15 protein-coding genes are annotated in these 20,814 nt (G+C 64.7%); 10 read left to right on the top strand and 5 right to left on the bottom strand.

Translation table 11 applies throughout. The features are described 5' to 3' along the window. Positions 1-727: 727 nt before the first annotated feature. The 8 genes from FHY18_RS21510 to FHY18_RS21475 all read left to right on the top strand — a co-directional run bounded on the left by FHY18_RS21510 (position 728) and on the right by FHY18_RS21475 (position 10,396). The gene (locus FHY18_RS21510; protein ID WP_259159910.1) at positions 728-1,513 is read left to right on the top strand and encodes a flagellar brake protein; all 786 of its coding nucleotides are present in this window, start codon (positions 728-730) and stop codon (positions 1,511-1,513) included. Between the two features lie 121 nt (positions 1,514-1,634). Beyond that, positions 1,635-2,117, top strand: coding sequence for a chemotaxis protein CheW (locus FHY18_RS21505; RefSeq protein WP_046962576.1), 483 nt, complete (start codon positions 1,635-1,637; stop codon positions 2,115-2,117). A 313-nt stretch (positions 2,118-2,430) separates the two neighbouring features. Next, the gene (locus tag FHY18_RS21500; protein WP_003486337.1) at positions 2,431-2,814 is read left to right on the top strand and encodes a hypothetical protein; all 384 of its coding nucleotides are present in this window, start codon (positions 2,431-2,433) and stop codon (positions 2,812-2,814) included. 82 nt (positions 2,815-2,896) lie between these two features. Continuing rightward, positions 2,897-5,272 carry a methyl-accepting chemotaxis protein gene (locus FHY18_RS21495; protein WP_259159898.1) on the top strand — a complete coding sequence of 792 codons (2,376 nt, stop codon included), beginning with the start codon at positions 2,897-2,899 and terminating at the stop codon, positions 5,270-5,272. A gap of 215 nt (positions 5,273-5,487) precedes the next feature. Beyond that, entirely contained in the window at positions 5,488-6,354 is an 867-nt protein-coding gene (locus FHY18_RS21490) for a CheR family methyltransferase (RefSeq protein ID WP_259159895.1), read from the top strand. Beyond that, positions 6,351-6,947 (top strand): chemoreceptor glutamine deamidase CheD, encoded by a 597-nt coding sequence (gene cheD / locus FHY18_RS21485; protein ID WP_024937701.1) that lies wholly within the window; start codon positions 6,351-6,353, stop codon positions 6,945-6,947. The genes FHY18_RS21490 and cheD overlap by 4 nt, the downstream gene beginning before the upstream one ends. Beyond that, positions 6,944-8,020 (top strand): chemotaxis response regulator protein-glutamate methylesterase, encoded by a 1,077-nt coding sequence (locus FHY18_RS21480; RefSeq protein WP_259159885.1) that lies wholly within the window; start codon positions 6,944-6,946, stop codon positions 8,018-8,020. The genes cheD and FHY18_RS21480 overlap by 4 nt, the downstream gene beginning before the upstream one ends. Positions 8,021-8,026: 6 nt before the next feature. Continuing rightward, positions 8,027-10,396: an EAL domain-containing protein gene (locus tag FHY18_RS21475; RefSeq protein WP_259159883.1), complete on the top strand. Its 2,370-nt coding sequence runs from the start codon at positions 8,027-8,029 to the stop codon at positions 10,394-10,396. A gap of 324 nt (positions 10,397-10,720) precedes the next feature. Here the strand turns inward: FHY18_RS21475 and FHY18_RS21470 are convergent, their stop codons facing one another. The 4 genes from FHY18_RS21470 to FHY18_RS21455 all read right to left on the bottom strand — a co-directional run bounded on the left by FHY18_RS21470 (position 10,721) and on the right by FHY18_RS21455 (position 15,072). Then, complete coding sequence (locus tag FHY18_RS21470; protein ID WP_259159881.1) at positions 10,721-11,566, bottom strand: alpha/beta fold hydrolase; 846 nt, start codon at positions 11,564-11,566, stop codon at positions 10,721-10,723. 194 nt (positions 11,567-11,760) lie between these two features. Beyond that, positions 11,761-14,352, bottom strand: coding sequence for a bifunctional aconitate hydratase 2/2-methylisocitrate dehydratase (acnB, locus tag FHY18_RS21465; protein ID WP_259159879.1), 2,592 nt, complete (start codon positions 14,350-14,352; stop codon positions 11,761-11,763). Between the two features lie 64 nt (positions 14,353-14,416). Further along, complete coding sequence (locus FHY18_RS21460; protein ID WP_011259444.1) at positions 14,417-14,827, bottom strand: type II toxin-antitoxin system VapC family toxin; 411 nt, start codon at positions 14,825-14,827, stop codon at positions 14,417-14,419. Next, positions 14,824-15,072 carry an AbrB/MazE/SpoVT family DNA-binding domain-containing protein gene (locus tag FHY18_RS21455; protein ID WP_104535509.1) on the bottom strand — a complete coding sequence of 83 codons (249 nt, stop codon included), beginning with the start codon at positions 15,070-15,072 and terminating at the stop codon, positions 14,824-14,826. Before FHY18_RS21455 ends, FHY18_RS21460 begins: the two co-directional genes overlap by 4 nt. Positions 15,073-15,219: 147 nt before the next feature. Between FHY18_RS21455 and acnA the strand changes: the two genes are divergently transcribed. Next, complete coding sequence (gene acnA, locus FHY18_RS21450) at positions 15,220-17,988, top strand: aconitate hydratase AcnA (RefSeq protein WP_259159861.1); 2,769 nt, start codon at positions 15,220-15,222, stop codon at positions 17,986-17,988. 294 nt (positions 17,989-18,282) lie between these two features. Here the strand turns inward: acnA and FHY18_RS21445 are convergent, their stop codons facing one another. Further along, positions 18,283-18,729: a nuclear transport factor 2 family protein gene (locus FHY18_RS21445; protein WP_259159859.1), complete on the bottom strand. Its 447-nt coding sequence runs from the start codon at positions 18,727-18,729 to the stop codon at positions 18,283-18,285. Between the two features lie 97 nt (positions 18,730-18,826). On the opposite strand from FHY18_RS21445, the gene FHY18_RS21440 reads away from it, so the two are divergent. Beyond that, positions 18,827-20,509 (top strand): long-chain fatty acid--CoA ligase, encoded by a 1,683-nt coding sequence (locus tag FHY18_RS21440; RefSeq protein WP_259159856.1) that lies wholly within the window; start codon positions 18,827-18,829, stop codon positions 20,507-20,509. Positions 20,510-20,814: the final 305 nt, after the last annotated feature.

Genomic DNA, 20,814 nt, shown 5'->3' with positions numbered 1-20,814 from the left:
CGCTCGCGGGACACGCCGTGAACCCGTCCATGGGGGCTCGATGGCGGCATCCATGCCGCCAACGGTCCCGCAATCGGCGAGGACACCGCACCAGAAAGTTTGCAGGTCGCTTCGTTGAAAGCCTGCCCACTACCCAGACTGCATCGAGATGCTGATCGCACGCGCCGTTATCGAAACAGCGCAGGTCATTCACTGCTCGCAACCATGCACACCGACCATCATGACCGGTCTTTGCCCGCCCACCGTCGCGGGACCCTTGGCGGCATGGATGCCGCCACGGAGCTTACAAGGACGTACTTGCAGCGTGTCCCGCGATGGTGGGCGGGCAAGGGCCCTGCAGCAAAGGCGCAGCAGTGAGGGCACGGTGCCCTCGCCGCTCGCGGGACACGCCGTGAACCCGTCCATGGGGGCTCGATGGCGGCATCCATGCCGCCGACGGTCCCGCAATCGGCGAGGACACCGCGCCAGAAAGTTTGCAGGTCGCTTCATTGAAAGCCTGCCCACTGCCCCTGACTGCATCATGCTTGCCGAAGAACGAAGAGATCGCGCCAGAAGCTTGGTGATTGCTCCGTCGAATGCTCTGCCCACTGCCCATCGCGACCGCCCTCCCAGCGATAGGCAGACGGGTTGTGTCAGCGGCACTTAAAGATTTGGGTTTGCCGCCGATATCAAGGCGACGCCGGGACAACCCCCCGGGCGTCTTCCCGCTACCACTGTGCTTGTGCCCATGTCCCAAGGCGATACCTCCGAGCTGGACCACGACGCCGATCACCTTGCCGAAGGTGACGAACGCTATCTGCTGCGCAACAAGCGGCAGATCCGTGGTTTGCTGCGTCAGCTGCTCGATCAACGCGCCGTGGTGACCATGCACGTGGCCGGTCGCGACATGGCCGTCCCCACCGCCGTGCTCGAGGTGGACGAAGACGACGACTGCGTGATTCTGGACGGCAGCCACAACGACACTTCCAACCGCGCCATCGAAGACGCCAAGTATTTGCTCTGCTATGCGCAGCTGGAGCGGGTCAACGTGCGCTTTCGGCTGGAAAAGGCCGAGCGCATCGAACGCGACATCCATGTCGCCTTCCGCGCCGACCTGCCCGAGGCGATGTACCACATGCAGCGCCGCGAGTCGTACCGGCTGGAAACGCCGATCACCGACTCGCCGGTCTGCATCATCCGCCAGGACGAAGCCCAGGGCGGCAATCTCAACCTGCAGCTGCGCGTGATCGACATCAGCAGCGGCGGGCTGGCGGTCTCGCTCACTGCCGGCATGCCCTTGCTGGAACCGCAGCACACCTACCGCAACTGCACCCTGCAGCTGCCTGACACCGCGCCGATTTCGCTGCCGCTCACCGTCTGCAGCCAGCACAAGCAGACCCTGCCCAACGGCAGCGAAGGCTTCCGCGTGGGCATGCAATTCAGCGACCTGCCGCGTGGCGCCGACGAAACCATCCAGCGCTACATCTTCCGGGTCGACCGCCAGCGCAATGCGCGCAAGAGCGGCGTGTTCTGAACCCGACCGCACTGCGGCAGCCATGCACCTAAAGTTGCGCAGCGCCGCGCCGATGTTGCTATGGCAGCCTTTTCAACCTCGTGCCGCAACCTGACACTCAGCCGAAACGCCCGGAGTTTTCATGAACGACAAAAGCACTGCCACCGGCACCGGTGGTGAATTCCTCAGCTTCGCCCTGGGCGAAGAGCACTACGGCGTGGACATCCTGAAAGTGCAGGAAATCCGCGGCTACGACTCGGTCACCCGCCTGCCCGACGCGCCCGACTACATCAAGGGTGTGATCAACCTGCGCGGCACCATCGTGCCGGTGATCGACCTGCGCCTGAAGCTGCGCCTGAAAGAAGCGCGCTACGACGCCTTCACCGTGATGATCGTGCTCAACGTCGAAGACCGCGTGGTCGGCATCGTGGTGGACAGCGTCTCGGACGTGATCCCGCTCAACGACGACCAGATCCGCCCCACCCCCGAATTCGGTGCCTCGGTCGACACCCGCTTCATCTCGGGCATCGGCACCCAGGACGATCGCATGCTGATCCTGCTGGATATCGAGACCTTGCTGGACAGCACCGAGCTGGGCCAGCAGCTGACTGAAGAAGCCGCCTGATTCAGGGTGGTTGCGTGCGGCGACCTGCGGTCGTCAGAGGGATGCGGTGATCGGCAAGCGCGGCGATGCAACATGTATGCATCGCTGCGCTTGCATCTCCGGCAGCCATCTGACGGCCGCAATGATTTATGCCCTAAGCGCATACCACCATCCGGTGTCGGGAGCTTCCCGACACGCGACGCACCGCTAAATAGAAGTGCGATGCAATTCACGTTTTTTGGATTCAAGTTGAACCCCAGCTAGCCGATAGCTGAATAGAAGCCCGCGTTCATAAGCGGGTCACCGTTCGACTTTCGATTCTGGAGAATCCCCAATGAAGTTCCTGCTCTCGCTCCTCCCCGTCGCTGCTCTCGTGATCGTTGCTCCCACGCTGTCGGCCCAGTCGCAGGAAATGATTCCGCCGGAGATGGCCACCCGCTTCGTCGGCAAGGACGGCATGGTCTGCGGCAAGGTCGAAAAGGCCAAGTACGCGCAGAGCTCGGAGGGTGAGCCCACCTTCCTGTACATGGGCGGCATGTTCCCGCGCCACACCTTCTCGGCCCGCATCGACGGCGCCAACCGCGGCAAGTTCAGCTTTGCCCCGGAAACCCTGGAAGGCAAGGACGTCTGCGTCCTCGGCAAGATCCAGCGCGACAGCTCGCGCGCCGAAATCGAAGTCAGCTCGCCGGCCAGCCTGAAGCTCGCCACCATCAAGTAATCGCATCACACATCGCCACGCCCATGCGTGGCGATGTGCTGTCTGGATTATGCGGACTGACTTCTACGGGGGAATCGTGTCAATGCAATGGATCAATAATCTGAAATTGATGCCGCGGCTGATGCTGGCGTTCGGCATCGTGCTGCTGATCATGCTGGTGCAGGGAATCATCGCGTACTCGGGCCTGGCATCGCTCAACAACGTCACCCGCGACCTGGCCGGCAACACCATGTCCAGCGTGCGCGAAGCCGGCGACCTGCGCGGCATGCTCGGCGAATACCGGAATGCGTCTTATCAAAATCTGGTACGTGCCAGCGATGCGGTCAAGCAGGAAGCCAAGGTCCGCGCCAAGCGGCTGCATGGCGAAATCGAGGCGACGATCAAGGGCTACCCCCGTCTGATCGAAAGCCCGCAACAGAAGAAGCTGTTCGACGTGTTCGTGGCCGACTGGAAGAAGGCTTCGGCTTCGTACGCCAGCGTCGACGAAATGATCGAGCTCAATCTTCCCGACGATGCCATCGACACCTTTGTCGGCGAGACCCGCACCCTGCACAACAAGGCCAAGGATTCGCTGGCTGCATTGATCGCCGAAGACAACCTGCTGGCGCAGGCGGCCAAGACCAAGGCCGAAAAAGTCCACGCCACCTCCGTCTCGCTGACCGTGATGGTGTTGCTGATCGGCATCGCCGGCGGCCTCGGGCTGGCGTTCCTGTTCGCCCGTTCCATCGTCAAGAGCATGCGCGGCGCGGTCACCACCGCTACCGAGATCGCCGGCGGCAAGCTGGATGGTCAGATCAACGTGCAGGGCCAGGACGAAGTGGGTGAGCTGATGCGCTCCATGCAGCGCATGCAGCGCGACCTGAAGGAGCGCATCGAACGCGACCAGAAGATCGCCGACGAGAACCTGCGCATCCGTACCGCGCTGGACAAGTCTTCAACCGGCACTTTCATCACCGATCCAGATCGCGTGATGATCTACGCCAACGACGCCTTCAAGAAGATCGTGACGCAGTACGAAAGCAGCATCCGACTGGCATCGCCCGAGTTCGATGCGGGCAAGGTCATCGGCCAGCACATCAGCTACCTGGGCCTGTCGGATGCGACCGTGCGCAAGGCCATCGCTGCGCTGGAACGCGACGGCGTCACCAGCTTCGAAGAGCGCTTCGGCGAAGTCGTGCTGGCGCAGACCGTCACCGGCATCAAGAACGAGCAAGGCGAGACCACCGGCGAAGTCTGCGAGTGGCGCGATCGCACCATCGAAGTCCAGGTCGAAGAAGAAGTCGCCCGCATCGTGCGCGCCGCTGCCAGCGGCGACATGAGCGGCCGCGTCGAAACCGACGGCAAGCAGGGCTTCTTCCTGCAGCTGGCGCAGCAGCTCAACGGCTTGCTGGATGCAAACGCCGGCAGCCTGGAGCAGATCTCCGCGTTGTTGTCCGCACTGTCGCGCGGCGATCTGACCGTGCGCATGCACGGGCAGTTCAGTGGCGTGTTCGCGCAGATGCGTGACGATGCCAATGCCACCGCCGAACAGCTTGCCGACATCGTCGGGCGCATCAAGGTCTCTTCCAGCGCAATCAACTCGGCAGCCGGCGAAATCGCCTCGGGCAATAGCGACCTGTCGCACCGCACCGAACAGCAGGCCGCCAACCTGGAAGAAACTGCCGCCTCGATGGAGGAGCTCACCTCCACCGTCAAGCAGAACGCCGAAAGCGCACGTCAGGCCAATCAACTGGCCATCGGCGCGACCGGTGTGGCATCGCAGGGCGGCGAAGTGGTGTCGCAGGTGGTCACCACCATGTCCGGCATCGAAGCCTCGTCCAAGAAGATCGCAGACATCATCTCGGTCATCGATGGCATTGCGTTCCAGACCAACATCCTGGCGCTGAACGCCGCGGTGGAAGCGGCACGTGCCGGCGAACAGGGCCGCGGCTTTGCCGTGGTGGCCTCGGAAGTGCGCACCCTGGCACAGCGCTCGGCCGGTGCGGCCAAGGAGATCAAGGGACTGATCGACGACTCCGTGCACAAGGTGGCCGAAGGCTCGGCGCTGGTGCGCAAGGCTGGCGCGACAATGGCCGAGATCGTGGCCAGCGTGCAGCGCGTGACCGACATCATGGGCGAGATCTCTGCCGCCTCGCAGGAGCAGTCGGCCGGCATCGAACAGGTCAACCAGACCATCACCCAGATGGACGAAACCACCCAGCAGAACGCCGCGCTGGTGGAAGAAGCCACCGCCGCCGCCCGCTCGATGGAAGAGCAGGCCGGTCACCTGGCCGAAGCGGTGTCGGTGTTCAAGCTGGACGAGTCGGCCGCGGTTGCGCAAGCACGTGTCCGCCCGGTGGCCTCGCGTCCGGTTGCGGTCAAGACCGCGGCCAAGCCGGCCGTGCGTGCAGCTGCAGCGCCAGCGCGCACTGCCAAGCCACAGGCCGCACTGGCCGACGGTAACTGGCAAGAGTTCTAATAAGTTACCGCTGTCGCCCGCAACGCCCCGGCAATGCCGGGGCGTTGCGTTTCTGCCTCTCGCAACGACAGGCAGTCTTCATCCCGGCGCCTGGTCCCTGCACGCCGCCGCACCGCATCGTCGATGCGACACCGAGCCCAACCTTGGCGATCGACGGATTGGCGCTTCAGTTGCACCGCTACATGGCCGATATCCAGTGATAGCTCACGACGTGTATGGATATGACGACTACGACTCCCGCTTCAGACACGCGCGAATTCGACTTCGGCGACCGCGACTTCAAGCGCGTTTGCGACCTGATCTACCAGCGCGTCGGCATCTCGCTGGCGCCGGCCAAGCGCGACATGGTGTACGGCCGCCTGTCGCGCCGCCTGCGCGTGCTCGGGCTGCGCTCGTTCCGCGACTATCTGGACCAGCTGGAAGCCGGCAACGACGAAGAGGAATGGCAGGCGTTCACCAACGCACTGACCACCAACCTGACCTCGTTCTTCCGCGAGCCGCACCACTTCGACAAGCTGCGCGAAGAGCTGCAAAAGCGCGCTTCGCAGGCACCACTGAAGATCTGGTCGTGCGCCGCTTCCACCGGCGAGGAGCCCTATTCCATCGCCATCACCGCCTGCGAAGCCTTCGGCACGCTGACCCCGCCGGTGAGCATCGTGGCCACCGACGTCGACACCCAGGTGCTGGAAACCGCCTCGCGCGGCGTCTACGCCATCGACCGCGTCGCGTCCCTGGATGCGGCGATCAAGCGCAAGTACTTCCAGCGCGGCAGTGGCCCCAACGAGGGCAAGTGCCGGGTGATCCCGGCGCTGCGCCAGCTCATCGAATACCGCCAGTTGAACCTGCTGGCACCGCGTTACGACGTCGGCGGCCCCTACGCGGCGCTGTTCTGCCGCAACGTGATGATCTATTTCGACAAACCGACCCAGCGCGGCATCCTGTCGCGTCTGGTCAGCCACATGGGCGACGACGGTCTGCTCTACACCGGGCATTCGGAGAATTACCTGCACGCGGCCGACCTGATCCAGCCGTGCGGACGCACGCTGTATCGGCGCGCACCGCGTTCGGGAGCATCTGCATGAGTACCGCCGTGCAAGTCGACGACGTGATGCGCTACCGCGATTCGCGGTTCCAGACCATCACCGCCAAACTGCTGCCTACCCAGTATCTGGTGGTGGACGACGACACCGCGTTGACGACCACCTTGGGATCGTGCGTTGCGGCCTGCTTGCGCGACCCGGTGCTCAAGATCGGTGGCATGAATCACTTCCTGCTGCCCGAAGGTCAGGTCGGCGACGGTGCACCGGCGCGCTACGGCAGTTATGCGATGGAGTTGCTGATCAACGACATGCTCAAGCGCGGCGCGCATCGCAAACGCATCGAAGCCAAGGTCTTCGGCGGCGCCAACGTGCTCAAGGGCTTCACCAGCAACCCGGTCGGCACCCGCAACGCCGAATTCGTGCGCCAGTACCTGCAGGCCGAGCACATTCCCATCATTGCCGAAGATCTGTGCGGCATCCATCCGCGCAAGGTGTGGTTCTTCCCGACGACCGGCCGGGTGGTCGTGCAGCGTTTGCCGCACGCGCACGAAGCCGAAGTCGCCGCCGCAGAATCGGCCGTGCGCGCCCGTCTGTCCAAAGCACCGGTCACCGGTGGAGTGGAGTTGTTCGAATGACGCTGGAAACTCCCGTTCGTGTCCTGATCGTCGACGACTCGGCGGTCGTCCGCCAGATGCTCACCGAAATCCTCGCGCGCGATCCCGGCATCGAAGTCATCGGCTCGGCCGCCGACCCGATCCTGGCACGCGAAAAGATCAAACGCCTCAACCCGGACGTGATCACGCTGGACGTGGAAATGCCGCGCATGGACGGGCTGGTGTTTCTGGAAAACCTCATGCGCCTGCGGCCAACGCCGGTGGTGATGATCTCCTCGCTCACCGAGCGCGGCGCCGATACCACCTTGCAGGCCTTGTCGCTGGGTGCGGTGGACTTCGTGTCCAAGCCCAAGATCGACGTCGCACGCGGGCTGGAAGGCTATGCCGAAGAAATCGTCAGCAAGGTCAAGATGGCCGCCAAGGCCAAGGTCAGCGCGCTGCATCGCCCCAGCACGCCCAAGGTCACCCTGGACATGCAATCGGCACCGGTGCCCGGCAGCGCGCTGCGTTTCCGCACCACCGACCGCCTGATCGCCATCGGCGCCTCTGCCGGCGGCACCGAGGCGCTGCGCGTGGTACTCGAACACATGCCGGCCGATGCGCCGGCGGTGGTGATGACCCAACATCTGCCGGCCAGCTTCAGCACCGCCTTTGCCGAACGCCTCAATCGCCATTCGGCGATGTCGGTACGCGAGGCCAGCGACGGCGAAGCGATCCTGCCCGGCCACGCCTACCTGCCGCCAGGCGGCCAGCACCTGCGCATCATCCGCGACGGTGCCCGCTGGCGTTGCCGCATCGACGACGGCCCGCCGGTCAACCGCCACAAGCCGGCGGTGGACGTGCTGTTCCGCTCGGTTGCCGCCAACGCCGGCCCGAACGCGGTCGGCGCCATCCTCACCGGCATGGGCGACGACGGTGCGCGCGGCCTGCTGGAAATGCTGCAGGCCGGCGCACCCACGCTGGTGCAGGACGAAGCCAGCAGCGTGGTCTGGGGCATGCCCGGCGCTGCCTACAAGCTGGGTGCCGCCCAGGAAGTGGTGCCGCTGGACCGCGTCGCCGAACGCCTGATCGCCTTGTCGGCACAGGCGCGCTGATCGCCCATGCGCGTCCCGCCCCCGCATCCGACCGATCCGCCGCCGCACGCCGGTGCGCCGGACCTCGTCCCGAGCACGGCGACGGATGCGTGGGCGACGGCGGACCTGGTCGGTGACACTTCGTCGGTCAGCGCATTCGAGGATGCGCGCACGGCCGGGCCGGTCAGGCCCGGCCCGCTCACCGCCGGCATGGCCAAGCCCGGCGAAGCGCCCGACGACCGCCGTTCGCGCCTGCTGGCCGAAGCGCTGGACGGCAGCAGCAGCGCCATCCTCATCTGCGATCTGCAATCGCGCCTGCTCTACGCCAACGATGGCTTCCAGCGCATGTTCGGCTACACCGAAGCCGAACTGGTCGGCCAGCGCCCGTCGGATGTGTTGACCCGCGCGCAGAGCGACCAGAGCGAGGTTGCGCGCATCCGCGATCGCGCCGATGCCCTGCAGCAGACCCGTGCCGACCTGCTGGTCTATCGCAAGGACGGCTCGCCGTTGTGGATCTCGCTCAACTTCAACCCGATCTACGACGCCCGGCATAACCCATCGCATTACGTGGCGGTGCTGACCGACATCACCGACACCAAGATGCACGAGGTGCTGCAGCACCGCGTGCTGGAAGCGCTGGTGCAGGAGCGCCCGCTGATCGAGGTGATGACGCTGATCTGCAGCGAGGTAGAACGCATCGCACCGGAAGTGTTGGCCACGGTCATGAGCGCCGACAACCAGGGCTGCCTGCACTCGCTGGCCGCACCCAGCCTGCCGCCCGAATACGCCGATGCCGTCAACGGCCTGAAGATCGCACCCGGTGCAGGTGCCTGCGGCACCGCTGCCTGGCGTGGCCGTGCGGTGATGGTGGAAGACATCGCCACCGACCCGCTGTTCGCCCCCTACCGCGAGCTGCTCATCCCGATGGGTCTGCGCGCCTGCTGGAGCACGCCGATCCGCTCCAACAGCTCGCGCGTGCTTGGCACCTTTGCGCTGTATTACCGCAAACCCCAGCGCGCCGACGCCTGGCATGTGCGGCTGACCGAGCTATGCCAGCAGCTGTGCACGCTGGCGCTGGAGCGCGAGCAGATCCGTCAGCGCGTGCATCAACTCGCCTTCTACGACGCGCTGACCGGCCTGCCCAACCGCATCATGTTCAGCGCGCGCGCCGAGCAGGCGCTGACCCAGGCCGAATACGCCGCCGAACCGGCCGCGCTGATGTTCATCAACATCGACCGCTTCAAGCTGATCAACGACAGCCAGGGCCATTCTGCCGGTGACGGCCTGCTGCGCGACATCGCGCTGCGCATCGGCGAACAGCTCACCGCCACCGCCATGCTGGCACGCGTGGCCGGCGACGAATTCGCACTGGCCCTGCCGCAATGCAGCGCCGAACAGGCCAGCGCCGCGGCCGAGCGCCTGCTGGGCAGCATCGCCGGCCCGCTGTCGGTGGGCCACATGACCGTGCATCCGTCGGCCAGCATCGGCGTGGCGATGTTTCCCGAAGACGGACGCGACATCAACATCCTGCTACGGCATGCCGATCTGGCGATGAATCGCGCCAAGAAGGAAGGCGGCGGACGCTTCCGTTTCTTCAGCTCCGACATGAATCGCATGGCGCAGGAGCGCGTGGCGCTGGAAGCGGAGCTGCGTCAGGCCATCGGCCGCGACCAACTGCAGCTGCACTACCAGCCGCAAATGCATAGCGCAGCACCGCACGCGCTGTACGGCGTGGAAGCGTTGCTGCGCTGGAATCATCCGCAACTGGGCGCGATTTCGCCGGCACGGTTTCTGCCTGTCGCCGAAGAGCAGGGCATGATGCCGCAGCTCAACGCCTGGGTGCTGCGACGGGCCTGCGAGCAGGTGGCCGACTGGCGTCTGCGCGGCGTGCCGGTCACGCGCGTATCGGTCAATCTGTCGGCCAGCGGCTTCGAAAGCCCGCGCATGCTTCCCGACCTGCTTCGGTTGATCGCCGACACCGGCGTGCAAGCCTCCGACCTGACCCTGGAACTGACCGAGAGCGTAATGCTGTCCGGCCAGCCGGGCGTGCTGGAAAACCTGCACGCCATCCGCGAAGCCGGCATCTCGTTATCGTTGGACGACTTCGGCACCGGCTATTCCAGCCTGAGCCATCTGCATCGCCTGCCGATCGACGAGCTCAAACTGGACATGAGCTTCGTCCGCGATATCGAACACAGCGAAGACGCGCGCGCACTCACCACCTCGGTGCTGCGCATCGGCGAGCACCTGCGCAAGCATGTCGTCGCCGAGGGCGTCGAAAACGAAGCCCAGCGTCTGTTCCTGGCCGACCTGGGCTGCGAAGTCCTGCAGGGCTACCTGTTCTCGCGGCCCCTCCCGGCCCCGGCACTGGAAGCCTGGCTGGGCGCGCAACCCTGACAACACAATTGCCGAACGACCACAGCTGGGAGCTCCCTTCCAGCCAGGAAGGAAAGTCCATCGCGTGGCAAATAATGCGCCCTCCCCCTGCGGGGAGCGCTTCGAGCCCTCTACTGCGGGAGAGGGGTTGAGGTGAGGGTATGGCCACCCACACATCCTGCAGCGCACGTCCCCTCATCCGCCCTTCGGGCACCTCCTCCCGATGGGAGAAGGAAATATCGTCGCGGCAACTGCTGCGCTTCAAGCCCCTCTCCTGTCAGTAAAGAAGGCAGGAGTTGAGAAGAAACCACGTACCTCATTCCACGTCAGCCGAGGCCATTGCCCTCATCCCGCACGCCTCAGCTCCACCTCGGTCTCACCCACCGTCCGCTTCAACCAACCCAGCAACTGCGCGTTGACGAAGGCCGGATTCTCCAGCGATGCGATATGCCCGGCATCGGGCACCAGCTCGTAATCGCAGCAGATCGCCTCGGCCATCATCCACAACTCTTCCGGCGGCCGCGCAACATCTGCGTCGCCACCGAGCAGGAAGGTATTGGCCGGATCCAGCGCAGACATCGCCTCCAGGCGATCCGCACGCCCGAAGATCAGCCGCCCCAACGGCACGATGGAGGTGCGCAGCTGCTCGGCCGTCATCGCCGCCAGGCGCTGCGCAAACGCAGCCGGCAACGCCGAGGTCAGATCGATGCCGGGGCGGAAGAAGATCGGCACGATCGCGTCGATCAGCGCAGGCGTTACCTGCCCCGCCACCTCGATCGCATCCAGCATTCCAAAGTAGCGTGTACGCGTGGCCTGCGGCTCCGCGCCCAGGAAGGTGTCCATCAACACCAGGCTACGCACGCGCTTCGGCGCCATCAGGGCGAGCTCGGCGCCCCACATGCCACCCACCGACAGGCCCACCACCGCACACTGCGGCAGCTCCAGTGCGTCCAGCAGGCCAAGCATCTGCCGGGCAAGATCATCGATTGCCTGGGTGCCTTGCGGCAATGCGCCCGATTGCCCGTGCCCCCACAGCTCCGGAACAATCACCTGGTAGTGCTGCGAAAGCGCCTGGATCTGCGGCTCCCACATCGCTGCGTCCCACAGGTAGCTGTGGCCGAGCAGAATCGGAAACCCTTGACCGTGCTGCGTGTAGTGGAGTGTGTGACCTGCGATCGTGCAAGAGGGCATCGGCATCGAACGTGAGTGGGAAGCGGCGGACTCTAGCCCCCTCCACTTCAGATTTTTGTTGCAATGCGCCATGCCAGTCAGCTGGTATTTGCTTTAACGCCCGCCATCGTGACGACAACTCGAAGTCATCGCTCGAAAAGCGAAATGCCCGGCAGTGCCGGGCATTTCGTCCTACCAGTCAGTTGCCTGCCGGATCAGGCCGCGACGGTATCCGCCACGTCCTGATATTCCTGGATCTGATCGAAGTTCATGTAGCGGTAGATCTGGTCGCCACTGGTCTTGATCACGCCCACATCGGCCATGTACTCGTCCTTGGTCGGGATGCGGCCCAGACGCGAGCAGATCGCGGCCAGTTCCGCCGAACCCAGGTACACGTTGGTGTTGCGGCCCAGACGGTTGGGGAAGTTACGCGTGGAGGTGGAGAACACCGTGGCGCCCTCGCGTGCCTGCGCCTGGTTGCCCATGCACAGTGAGCAGCCGGGCATTTCCATGCGCGCGCCGGCCGCGCCGAAGGTGCCGTAATGGCCTTCCTTGGTCAGCTCGGAGGCGTCCATCTTGGTCGGCGGCGCGACCCACAAGCGGGTCGGGATGTCGCGCTTGCCTTCCAGCAGCTTGGCGGCAGCACGGAAGTGCCCGATGTTGGTCATGCACGAACCGATGAACACTTCGTCGATCGCCGCACCGGCCACCTCGGACAGCGTCTTGACGTCGTCCGGGTCGTTCGGGCACGCCACGATCGGCTCGTGAATGTCGGCCAGGTCGATCTCGATCACCGCCGCGTATTCGGCGTCGGCATCGGGCTGCAGCAGCTGCGGGTCGGCCAGCCACTCTTCCATCTTCTTGATGCGGCGGCCCAGCGTGCGCGCATCGGCATAGCCTTCGGCAATCATCCAGCGCAGCAGGGTGATATTGCTGGTCAGGTATTCGATGATCGGCGCCTTGTCCAGGTGCACGGTGCAACCGGCCGCCGAACGCTCGGCCGAGGCGTCGGACAGCTCGAACGCCTGTTCCACCTTCAGGTTCGGCAGGCCTTCGATTTCCAGGATGCGGCCGGAGAAGATGTTCTTCTTGCCCTGCTTGGCCACGGTCAGCAGGCCGTCCTTGATTGCGTACAGCGGGATCGCGTTGACCAGGTCGCGCAGGGTCACGCCCGGCTGCATCTCACCCTTGAAGCGCACCAGCACGCTCTCGGGCATGTCCAGCGGCATCACGCCGGTGGCGGCGGCGAAGGCCACCAGGCCGGAGCCGGCCGGGAACGAGATGCCGATCGGGAAACGGGTGTGCGAGTCGCCACCGGTGCCGACGGTGTCGGGCAGCAGCATGCGGTTGAGCCAGCTGTGGATCACGCCGTCGCCCGGACGCAGCGACACGCCGCCACGGGTGGAGATGAATTCCGGCAGGGTGTGGTGGGTCTTGACGTCGACCGGCTTCGGATAGGCGGCGGTGTGGCAGAACGACTGCATCACCAGGTCGGCCGAGAAGCCCAGGCAGGCCAGGTCCTTCAACTCGTCGCGGGTCATCGGGCCGGTGGTGTCCTGCGAACCCACCGAGGTCATCTTCGGCTCGCAATAGGTGCCCGGGCGCATGCCCTGGCCTTCCGGCAGGCCGCAGGCGCGGCCGACCATCTTCTGCGCCAGCGAGAAGCCCTTGCCGGTGTCCGGCGGGTCCATCGGCAGGCGGAACAGGTCCGAGGCCGGCAGGCCCAGGAACTCGCGCGCCTTGGCAGTCAGGCCGCGGCCGACGATCAGCGGAATGCGGCCACCGGCGCGCACTTCGTCGAACAGCACGTCCGACTTCATCGCGAACTCGGCGATCACCTGCCCGTTCTTCAGCGCCTTGCCGTCGTACGGACGCAGCTCGACCACATCGCCGTGCTCCATCTGCGACACGTCCAGCTCGATCGGCAACGCACCGGCGTCTTCCATCGTGTTGTAGAAGATCGGGGCGATCTTGCTGCCCAGGCACACGCCGCCGAAGCGCTTGTTCGGTATGAACGGAATGTCCTCGCCGGTCCACCACAGCACCGAGTTGGTCGCCGACTTGCGCGAGGAACCGGTACCGACCACGTCGCCCACATAGGCGACCAGATGGCCCTTGTCCTTGAGATCGGCGATGGCCTGGATCGGGCCACGCTTGCCGTCTTCTTCCGGCACGAAGGCCGCACCCTCACGGGCGTTCTTCAGCATCGCCAGCGCGTGCAGCGGGATGTCCGGGCGGGTGGTCGCATCCGGGGCCGGCGACAGGTCGTCGGTGTTGGTCTCGCCCGGCACCTTGAACACGGTGACGGTCATGCTCTGCGGCACTTCCGGCTTACTGGTGAACCACTCGGCCTCGGCCCAGCTCTGCAGCACCGCCTTGGCATGCGCGTTGCCGGCTTCGGCCTTTTCCTGCACGTCGTGGAAGGCGTCGAACACCAGCAAGGTGTGCTTGAGCGCTTCGGCGGCGGTGGCGCCCAGCTCGGCGTTGTCGAGCAGGTCGATCAGCGGCTGGATGTTGTAGCCACCCAGCATGGTGCCAAGCAGCTCGGTCGCACGCGTGGGGCTGATCAGCGCGGTCTTTTCGGTGCCGAAGGCCACTGCGGCCAGGTACGAGGCCTTGACCTTGGCGGCGTCGTCGACGCCGGCCGGCACGCGCTGGCTGAGCAGCTCGACCAGGAATTGTTCTTCGCCCGCCGGCGGAGCCTTCAGCAGCTCGATGACCTCGGCGGTCTGCTGCGCGGTCAGCGGCAGCGGCGGGATACCGAGCGCGGCGCGCTCTGCAACGTGGTGGCGATAGGCTTCCAACATGCGGGTTCTCCAAAAAGGACAGCAGTGAATGTGTAAAGGTCAGGCGTGGATCGGAAGACGTGGATCAGGCAACGGGCTTGGGGACGGTGATCTTCAAACCCTTGAAGTAGTCGCGAAAGAAGCCCTCGTCGCGGGTGATCAACCCGTCGCACTGGAGCATCGCGTGGGCGCCGATCAGAAAATCCGCCACCACCCGCTCGCGCTTGCCGCCGCGTGCGCGGAAACGCTTGTTCATATGGCCGGCGCGTACCGCCGCCGCTTCCTGGGTGGCTTCATAACGCACCCCGATCGAAGCCAGGGTTTCCATCAGGTCGACCTGGGTGTCGAGCATGGCCAGCACTTCGGCGACCACCGCATCGCAGACCACCACCTCGTCGCGCGCCAGTGCATCGCCAATGCAGATTTCCGACACCTCGCCATACACCGGGTCGCCGATGAGGATGTCCAGCAGCACGGAGGAATCCAGGGCGATCATGGGTCGAACGGATCCCCCGGCGCGCGGCCGCGAATGGCGCGCATGGCCTCGTCGGTGCTGGTCAGGCCATCGACAAGCCTGAACTTGCCGCGCACCTTGCGCAGCGCTTCGCTGACATCTTTACGCAAGATGATGCGCCCACCATCGAGTTCGATCTTGAGGGTGGTGCCCTTGGTCAGGCCCAGGGCATCGCGCACGGCCTTGGGCAGCGTGATCTGTCCGCGTTCGGCAACGGTGGCTTCCATGAGCATGCTCCAGAAAGTATGCACGTATGATACGTACTTCCCCGATCGTACTCAAGCCGGCAGATCGACCTGGACACACCGTGCGTACACACTGAATCGCTCAGAATAGGCCCCTACCTAAAGCCTTCGACGCCATAGGAGTGATGCATGAGCGATTCCTTTTCCACCCGCACCTCATTCGAGGTCCACGGCAAGCGTTACGACTATTACAGCCTGCCCAAACTGGGCGAGCGCTTTGATATCGCCCACCTGCCCTACTCGATGAAGATCCTGCTGGAGAATCTGCTCCGGCACGAAGACGGCGGCGTGACCGTCGGCAAGGACCATATCGAAGCGGTCGCCAAGTGGGACCCCAAGGCAGAGCCCGATATCGAAATCGCCTTCATGCCCGCGCGCGTGGTGCTGCAGGACTTCACCGGCGTGCCGTGCGTGGTCGACCTGGCCGCGATGCGCGATGCCGTGGTCAAGCTTGGCGGCAACGCCGACCAGATCAACCCGCAGATTCCCTCCGAGCTGGTCATCGACCACTCGGTGCAGGTGGATGTGTTCGGCTCGGCCGATGCGCTCGACCTCAACGGCAAGATCGAATTCCAGCGCAACCAGGAACGCTACGGCTTCCTGCGCTGGGGCCAGAAGGCGTTCGAAAACTTCAAGGTGGTGCCGCCCAACACCGGCATCGTCCACCAGGTGAACCTGGAAAACCTGGCGCGCGTGGTGATGAGCGCGGACAAGGACGGTACCCGGATCGCGTATCCGGACACCGTATTCGGCACCGACAGCCACACCACCATGATCAACGGCATCGGCGTACTGGGCTGGGGCGTGGGCGGCATCGAGGCCGAGGCTGCAATGCTGGGGCAGCCCTCGTCCATGCTGATTCCGCAGGTGGTCGGCTTCAAGCTCAGCGGCAAGCTGCCCGAGGGCGCCACCGCCACCGACCTAGTGCTGACCGTCACCCAGATGCTGCGCAAGGCCGGCGTGGTCGGCAAGTTCGTCGAGTTCTTCGGTGAGGGACTGCAGCACCTGCCGCTGGCCGACCGCGCCACCATCGGCAACATGGCACCGGAATACGGCGCCACCTGCGGCATCTTCCCGGTCGACGAGGAGTCGCTGACCTACCTGCGCCTGTCCGGCCGCAGCGAGGAGCAGATTGCGCTGGTGGAAGCCTACGCAAAGGCGCAGGGCCTGTGGCACGACGCAAATACCCCGCCGGCGCAGTACAGCGCCACGCTGGAGCTGGACATGGGCGAGGTCAAGCCGTCGCTGGCCGGCCCCAAGCGTCCGCAGGACCGCGTGCTGCTGGAAGACATGCAGTCCAATTACCGCGAGAGCCTCAAGCCGTTTGCCGAGGCGCGCAGCAAGCGGTTGGGCGACATCAAGCAGGAAGATCGCCTGAAGAACGAAGGCGGTGGCGGCACCGCGGTCGGCGCCAAGGCCTCGCAAGCCGAAGCGTCCAACGACAGCGGCGCCGGCTGGCAGCTGCGCGACGGCTCGGTGGTCATCGCCGCAATCACCTCGTGCACCAACACCTCCAACCCGGCAGTGATGCTGGGTGCCGGCCTGCTCGCGCGTAACGCGGCGGCCAAGGGGCTGAAGGCGCAACCGTGGGTGAAGACCTCGCTCGGGCCGGGCTCGCGCGTGGTCACCGATTACCTGAGCAAGGCCGGGGTGCTCGCCGATCTGGAAAAACTCGGTTTCTACGTGGTCGGCTACGGCTGCACCACCTGCATCGGCAACTCCGGCCCGCTGCCGGACGATGTGTCCGCAGCTATTGCCAAGGACGATCTGGTGGTGTCCTCGGTGTTGTCGGGCAACCGCAATTTCGAAGGCCGCGTGCATCCCGAAGTGAAGATGAACTACCTCGCCTCGCCGCCGCTGGTGGTGGCATATGCGATCGCCGGCACCACCGACATCAACCTCACCACCGACCCGCTGGGCACCGGTAGCGACGGGCAACCGGTGTATCTGCGCGACATCTGGCCGAGCAACAAGGAAATCGGCGACACCATCGCCGCCACCGTCGGCCCGGAGATGTTCAAGCAGAACTATGCCGACGTGTTCAAGGGCGACAGCCGCTGGAACACCATCGCCTCGCCCGATGGCGCGCTGTACGAGTGGGATGCCGCATCCACCTACATCAAGAACCCGCCCTATTTCGACGGCATGACCATGCAGGTGGGCAACGTGGACGACGTGCACGGCGCGCGCATCATGGGCCTGTTCGGCGACTCGATCACCACCGACCACATCTCCCCGGCCGGCAACATCAAGAAGGATTCGCCGGCGGGTCGCTTCCTGCAGGAGCGCGGCGTGCAGCCGGCCGACTTCAACAGCTACGGCAGCCGCCGCGGCAACGACGACGTGATGGTGCGCGGCACCTTCGCCAACATCCGCATCAAGAACCTGATGTTCGGCGGCGAAGAAGGCGGCAACACGCTGTACTACGGAAAGGACGGCGCGGCGCCGGAAAAGCTGGCGATCTACGATGCGGCAGTGAAGTACAAGGCCGACGGCGTGCCGCTGGTGGTGCTGGCCGGCAAGGAATACGGCACCGGCTCCTCGCGCGACTGGGCGGCCAAGGGCACCAACCTGCTCGGGGTCAAGGCGGTGATCGCCGAGAGCTTCGAGCGCATCCATCGCTCCAATCTGGTCGGCATGGGCGTGCTGCCGCTACAGTTCCTCGAGAACGAAAACGCGCAGACCCTGGGCCTGGATGGTTCGGAAGTGCTGGACATCACCGGCCTGCAGGACGGCGCCAGCCGTCGCGCCACCGTCGATGCCAGGAAGTCCGACGGCAGCGTCAAGCAATTCCAGGTCAAGGTGCTGCTGCTGACGCCCAAGGAAGTGGAGTACTTCAAGCACGGTGGTCTGTTGCAGTACGTGCTGCGTCAACTGGCTGCACGCAAGACGGCGTAATTCCGCCTCCCGTGTTGCTCCGATATTCCCGCCTGATGGCGGGAATATCGTTTTGGGAGCGGCACTGCGCCGTAGTGCAACGATGGCGACGTCTGCTCGCGTTCCGCAATGTGGCGACCATGCCCGAACCCGCAACCCAGCTTGCACGACGAAACGGACCCGACGCCGGGAATACGGGCGTGACTGATCGTCGCGATGCAAGTTCTGATCGCCGCACCGCTATCCGCAAGGCACGCCAGGCGCGAATGCGGGGTCGTCAGCGTCTGTCGCAGCGCCCCGCTCTCACCTACGGCCCTACCGGCCTGTCGGCACCCATTGCGCGTGGTAGAGCTGCCAGTCGCCGCCCTGCAGACGCCAACCGGTGGTCAGCTGATAGGTCTGCGCCTGCTCGGGCAGCCAGCGGCCATCGCCCCCGGTGACCAGCGCGGTGAAGCTGGCAGTGGCGGTTGTGCCTTGCAGTTGCACGTCCACCGGTCCCAGGGTGACGCCGATCTTGCGGTTGCTCAGCAGTTGCAGTTGCAGCAGGCGGCGCAGGCCGGCGGCATCCAGGCCGTGCTCGCCCACGAAATCAGCCGCTACCGGCTGCATCGCCTTGCCGACATCGCGCGCCTCGATCGCCGCCTGCATCTGCGCCACGGTCTGGCGCAACCGCTGCTCCGGCGCCGGCCGCGCGCACCCGGCAAGCAGCGCCATCCATGCGAGCACCAGTCCCCACTGCCACCAACGAATACTGCCCTGCATCACGCTTCGCCTTTTCCATTCATGACGGTATGCTGCCAGTTGTTGTAGTGCCGTGGAACACACCGCGTCACGTCGAGAACACCCTGGAGGGGGGCAGATGAATCAGGCACGTCCTTGGTTGCAAAGTTATCCGGCCGGCGTCGCCGCCGAAATCGATCTGGAGCAGTTCCGTACGGTGGCCGAGGTATTCGCCACATCGGTCAAGCGGTTTGCCGACCGCCCCGCTTATCACAGCTTCGGCAAGACCATTACCTACCGCGAAGCCGACCAGCTGGTCGAACAATTCGCCGCCTACCTGCTGGGCGAGCTGCAATTGAAGAAGGGCGACCGCGTCGCCTTGATGATGCCCAACTGCCTGCAGTATCCGATCGCCACCTTCGGCGTCCTGCGTGCCGGGCTGACGGTGGTCAACGTCAACCCGCTCTACACCCCGCGCGAACTGAAGCACCAGCTGATCGACTCCGGCGCCAGCGTGCTGGTGGTCATCGATAACTTCGGCACCACCGTGCAACAGGTCATTGCCGACACGCCGGTCAAGCAGGTGATCACTACCGGGCTGGGCGATATGCTCGGCTTTCCCAAGGCGGCGCTGGTCAATTTCGTCGTCAAATACGTCAAGAAGCTGGTGCCCGACTACCGCATCAACGGCGCGATCCGCTTCCGCGACGCATTGGCGCTGGGCCGCAATCACAGCGTGCCGGCGCTGCAGATCGAACCGGACGACATCGCGTTCTTGCAGTACACCGGCGGCACCACCGGCGTGGCCAAGGGCGCGATGCTGACCCACCGCAACCTGGTCGCCAACATGCAGCAGGCGCATCAGTGGCTTGCCGGCACCGGCAAGCTGGAAGAAGGCGCCGAAGTGGTGATCACTGCGCTGCCGCTGTATCACATCTTTGCACTGACGGCCAACGGGCTGGTCTTCATGAAGATCGGCGGCTGCAATCACCTGATCAGCAATCCGCGCGACATGCCCGGCTTCGTCAAGGAGTTGAAGAAGACCCGCTTTACTGCGTTTACCGGCGTCAACACGCTATTCAACGGCCTGCTCAACACGCCCGGTTTCGACCAGATCGATTTTTCCTCGCTCAAGATGACCCTGGGCGGCGGCATGGCGGTGCAACGCTCGGTCGCCGAACGCTGGAAAAAGGTCACCGGCCTGACCCTGGTCGAAGCCTACGGCCTGACCGAAACCTCGCCGGCCGCCTGCATCAACCCGATGGACCTGAAGGACTACAACGGTTCGATCGGCCTGCCGATTCCGTCCACCGATGCCTGCATCAAGGACGACGCAGGCGCGGCGCTGCCATTGGGCGAGATCGGCGAGCTGTGCATCAAGGGCCCGCAGGTGATGAAGGGCTACTGGAAGAAGCCCGAGGAAACCGCCAAGGTGATGGATGCCGACGGCTGGCTGCACACCGGCGATATCGCGCGAATGGACGAGCACGGCTTCGTCTACATCGTCGACCGCAAGAAGGACATGATTCTGGTGTCCGGCTTCAACGTCTACCCGAACGAGATCGAGGACGTGATCGCCGAAATGCCCGGCGTGCTGGAAGTGGCAGCGGTTGGCGTGCCGGATGAAAAATCCGGCGAAATCGTCAAGGCCGTGATCGTGAAGAAGGACCCTGCCCTCACCGCCGACGACGTAAAGGCGCATTGTCGCTCCAACCTGACCGGCTACAAGCAGCCGCGAGTGATCGAGTTCCGCAAGGAATTGCCGAAAACCAACGTCGGCAAGATCCTGCGCCGCGAACTGCGGGATGCGCCCAAGGCGTAACCCCGGCGCCACCGCAGGTCGACGGCCACCCGGCTGCCATCCAACGCCCGCACTGCCTCCAGGCCTTGCGGGCGTTTGCTTTTGCACGCTTCGGACGTATCACGCGTCTCAAACGAGTGGTATGCGACCGCGAGCGCGCCGGAATGATGGCCGGTTTGCACCTGGTTATATCCGCATTTTTGACGCCCGCAAATGCAGGCACGCACTTTGCGGTTGATAACACCGGCCAGGGGAGTCCTGCGGGAAACTATAGGCCAATTACCAAACAGATAATTTCAGCAATGGCTAATCCACAATAAACTGCA

This window comes from Xanthomonas sp. 3793, assembly GCF_024806835.1.
Taxonomy (GTDB): Bacteria; Pseudomonadota; Gammaproteobacteria; order Xanthomonadales; family Xanthomonadaceae; genus Xanthomonas; species Xanthomonas arboricola_F.
This window is presented reverse-complemented; position numbering and strand designations above follow the sequence as displayed.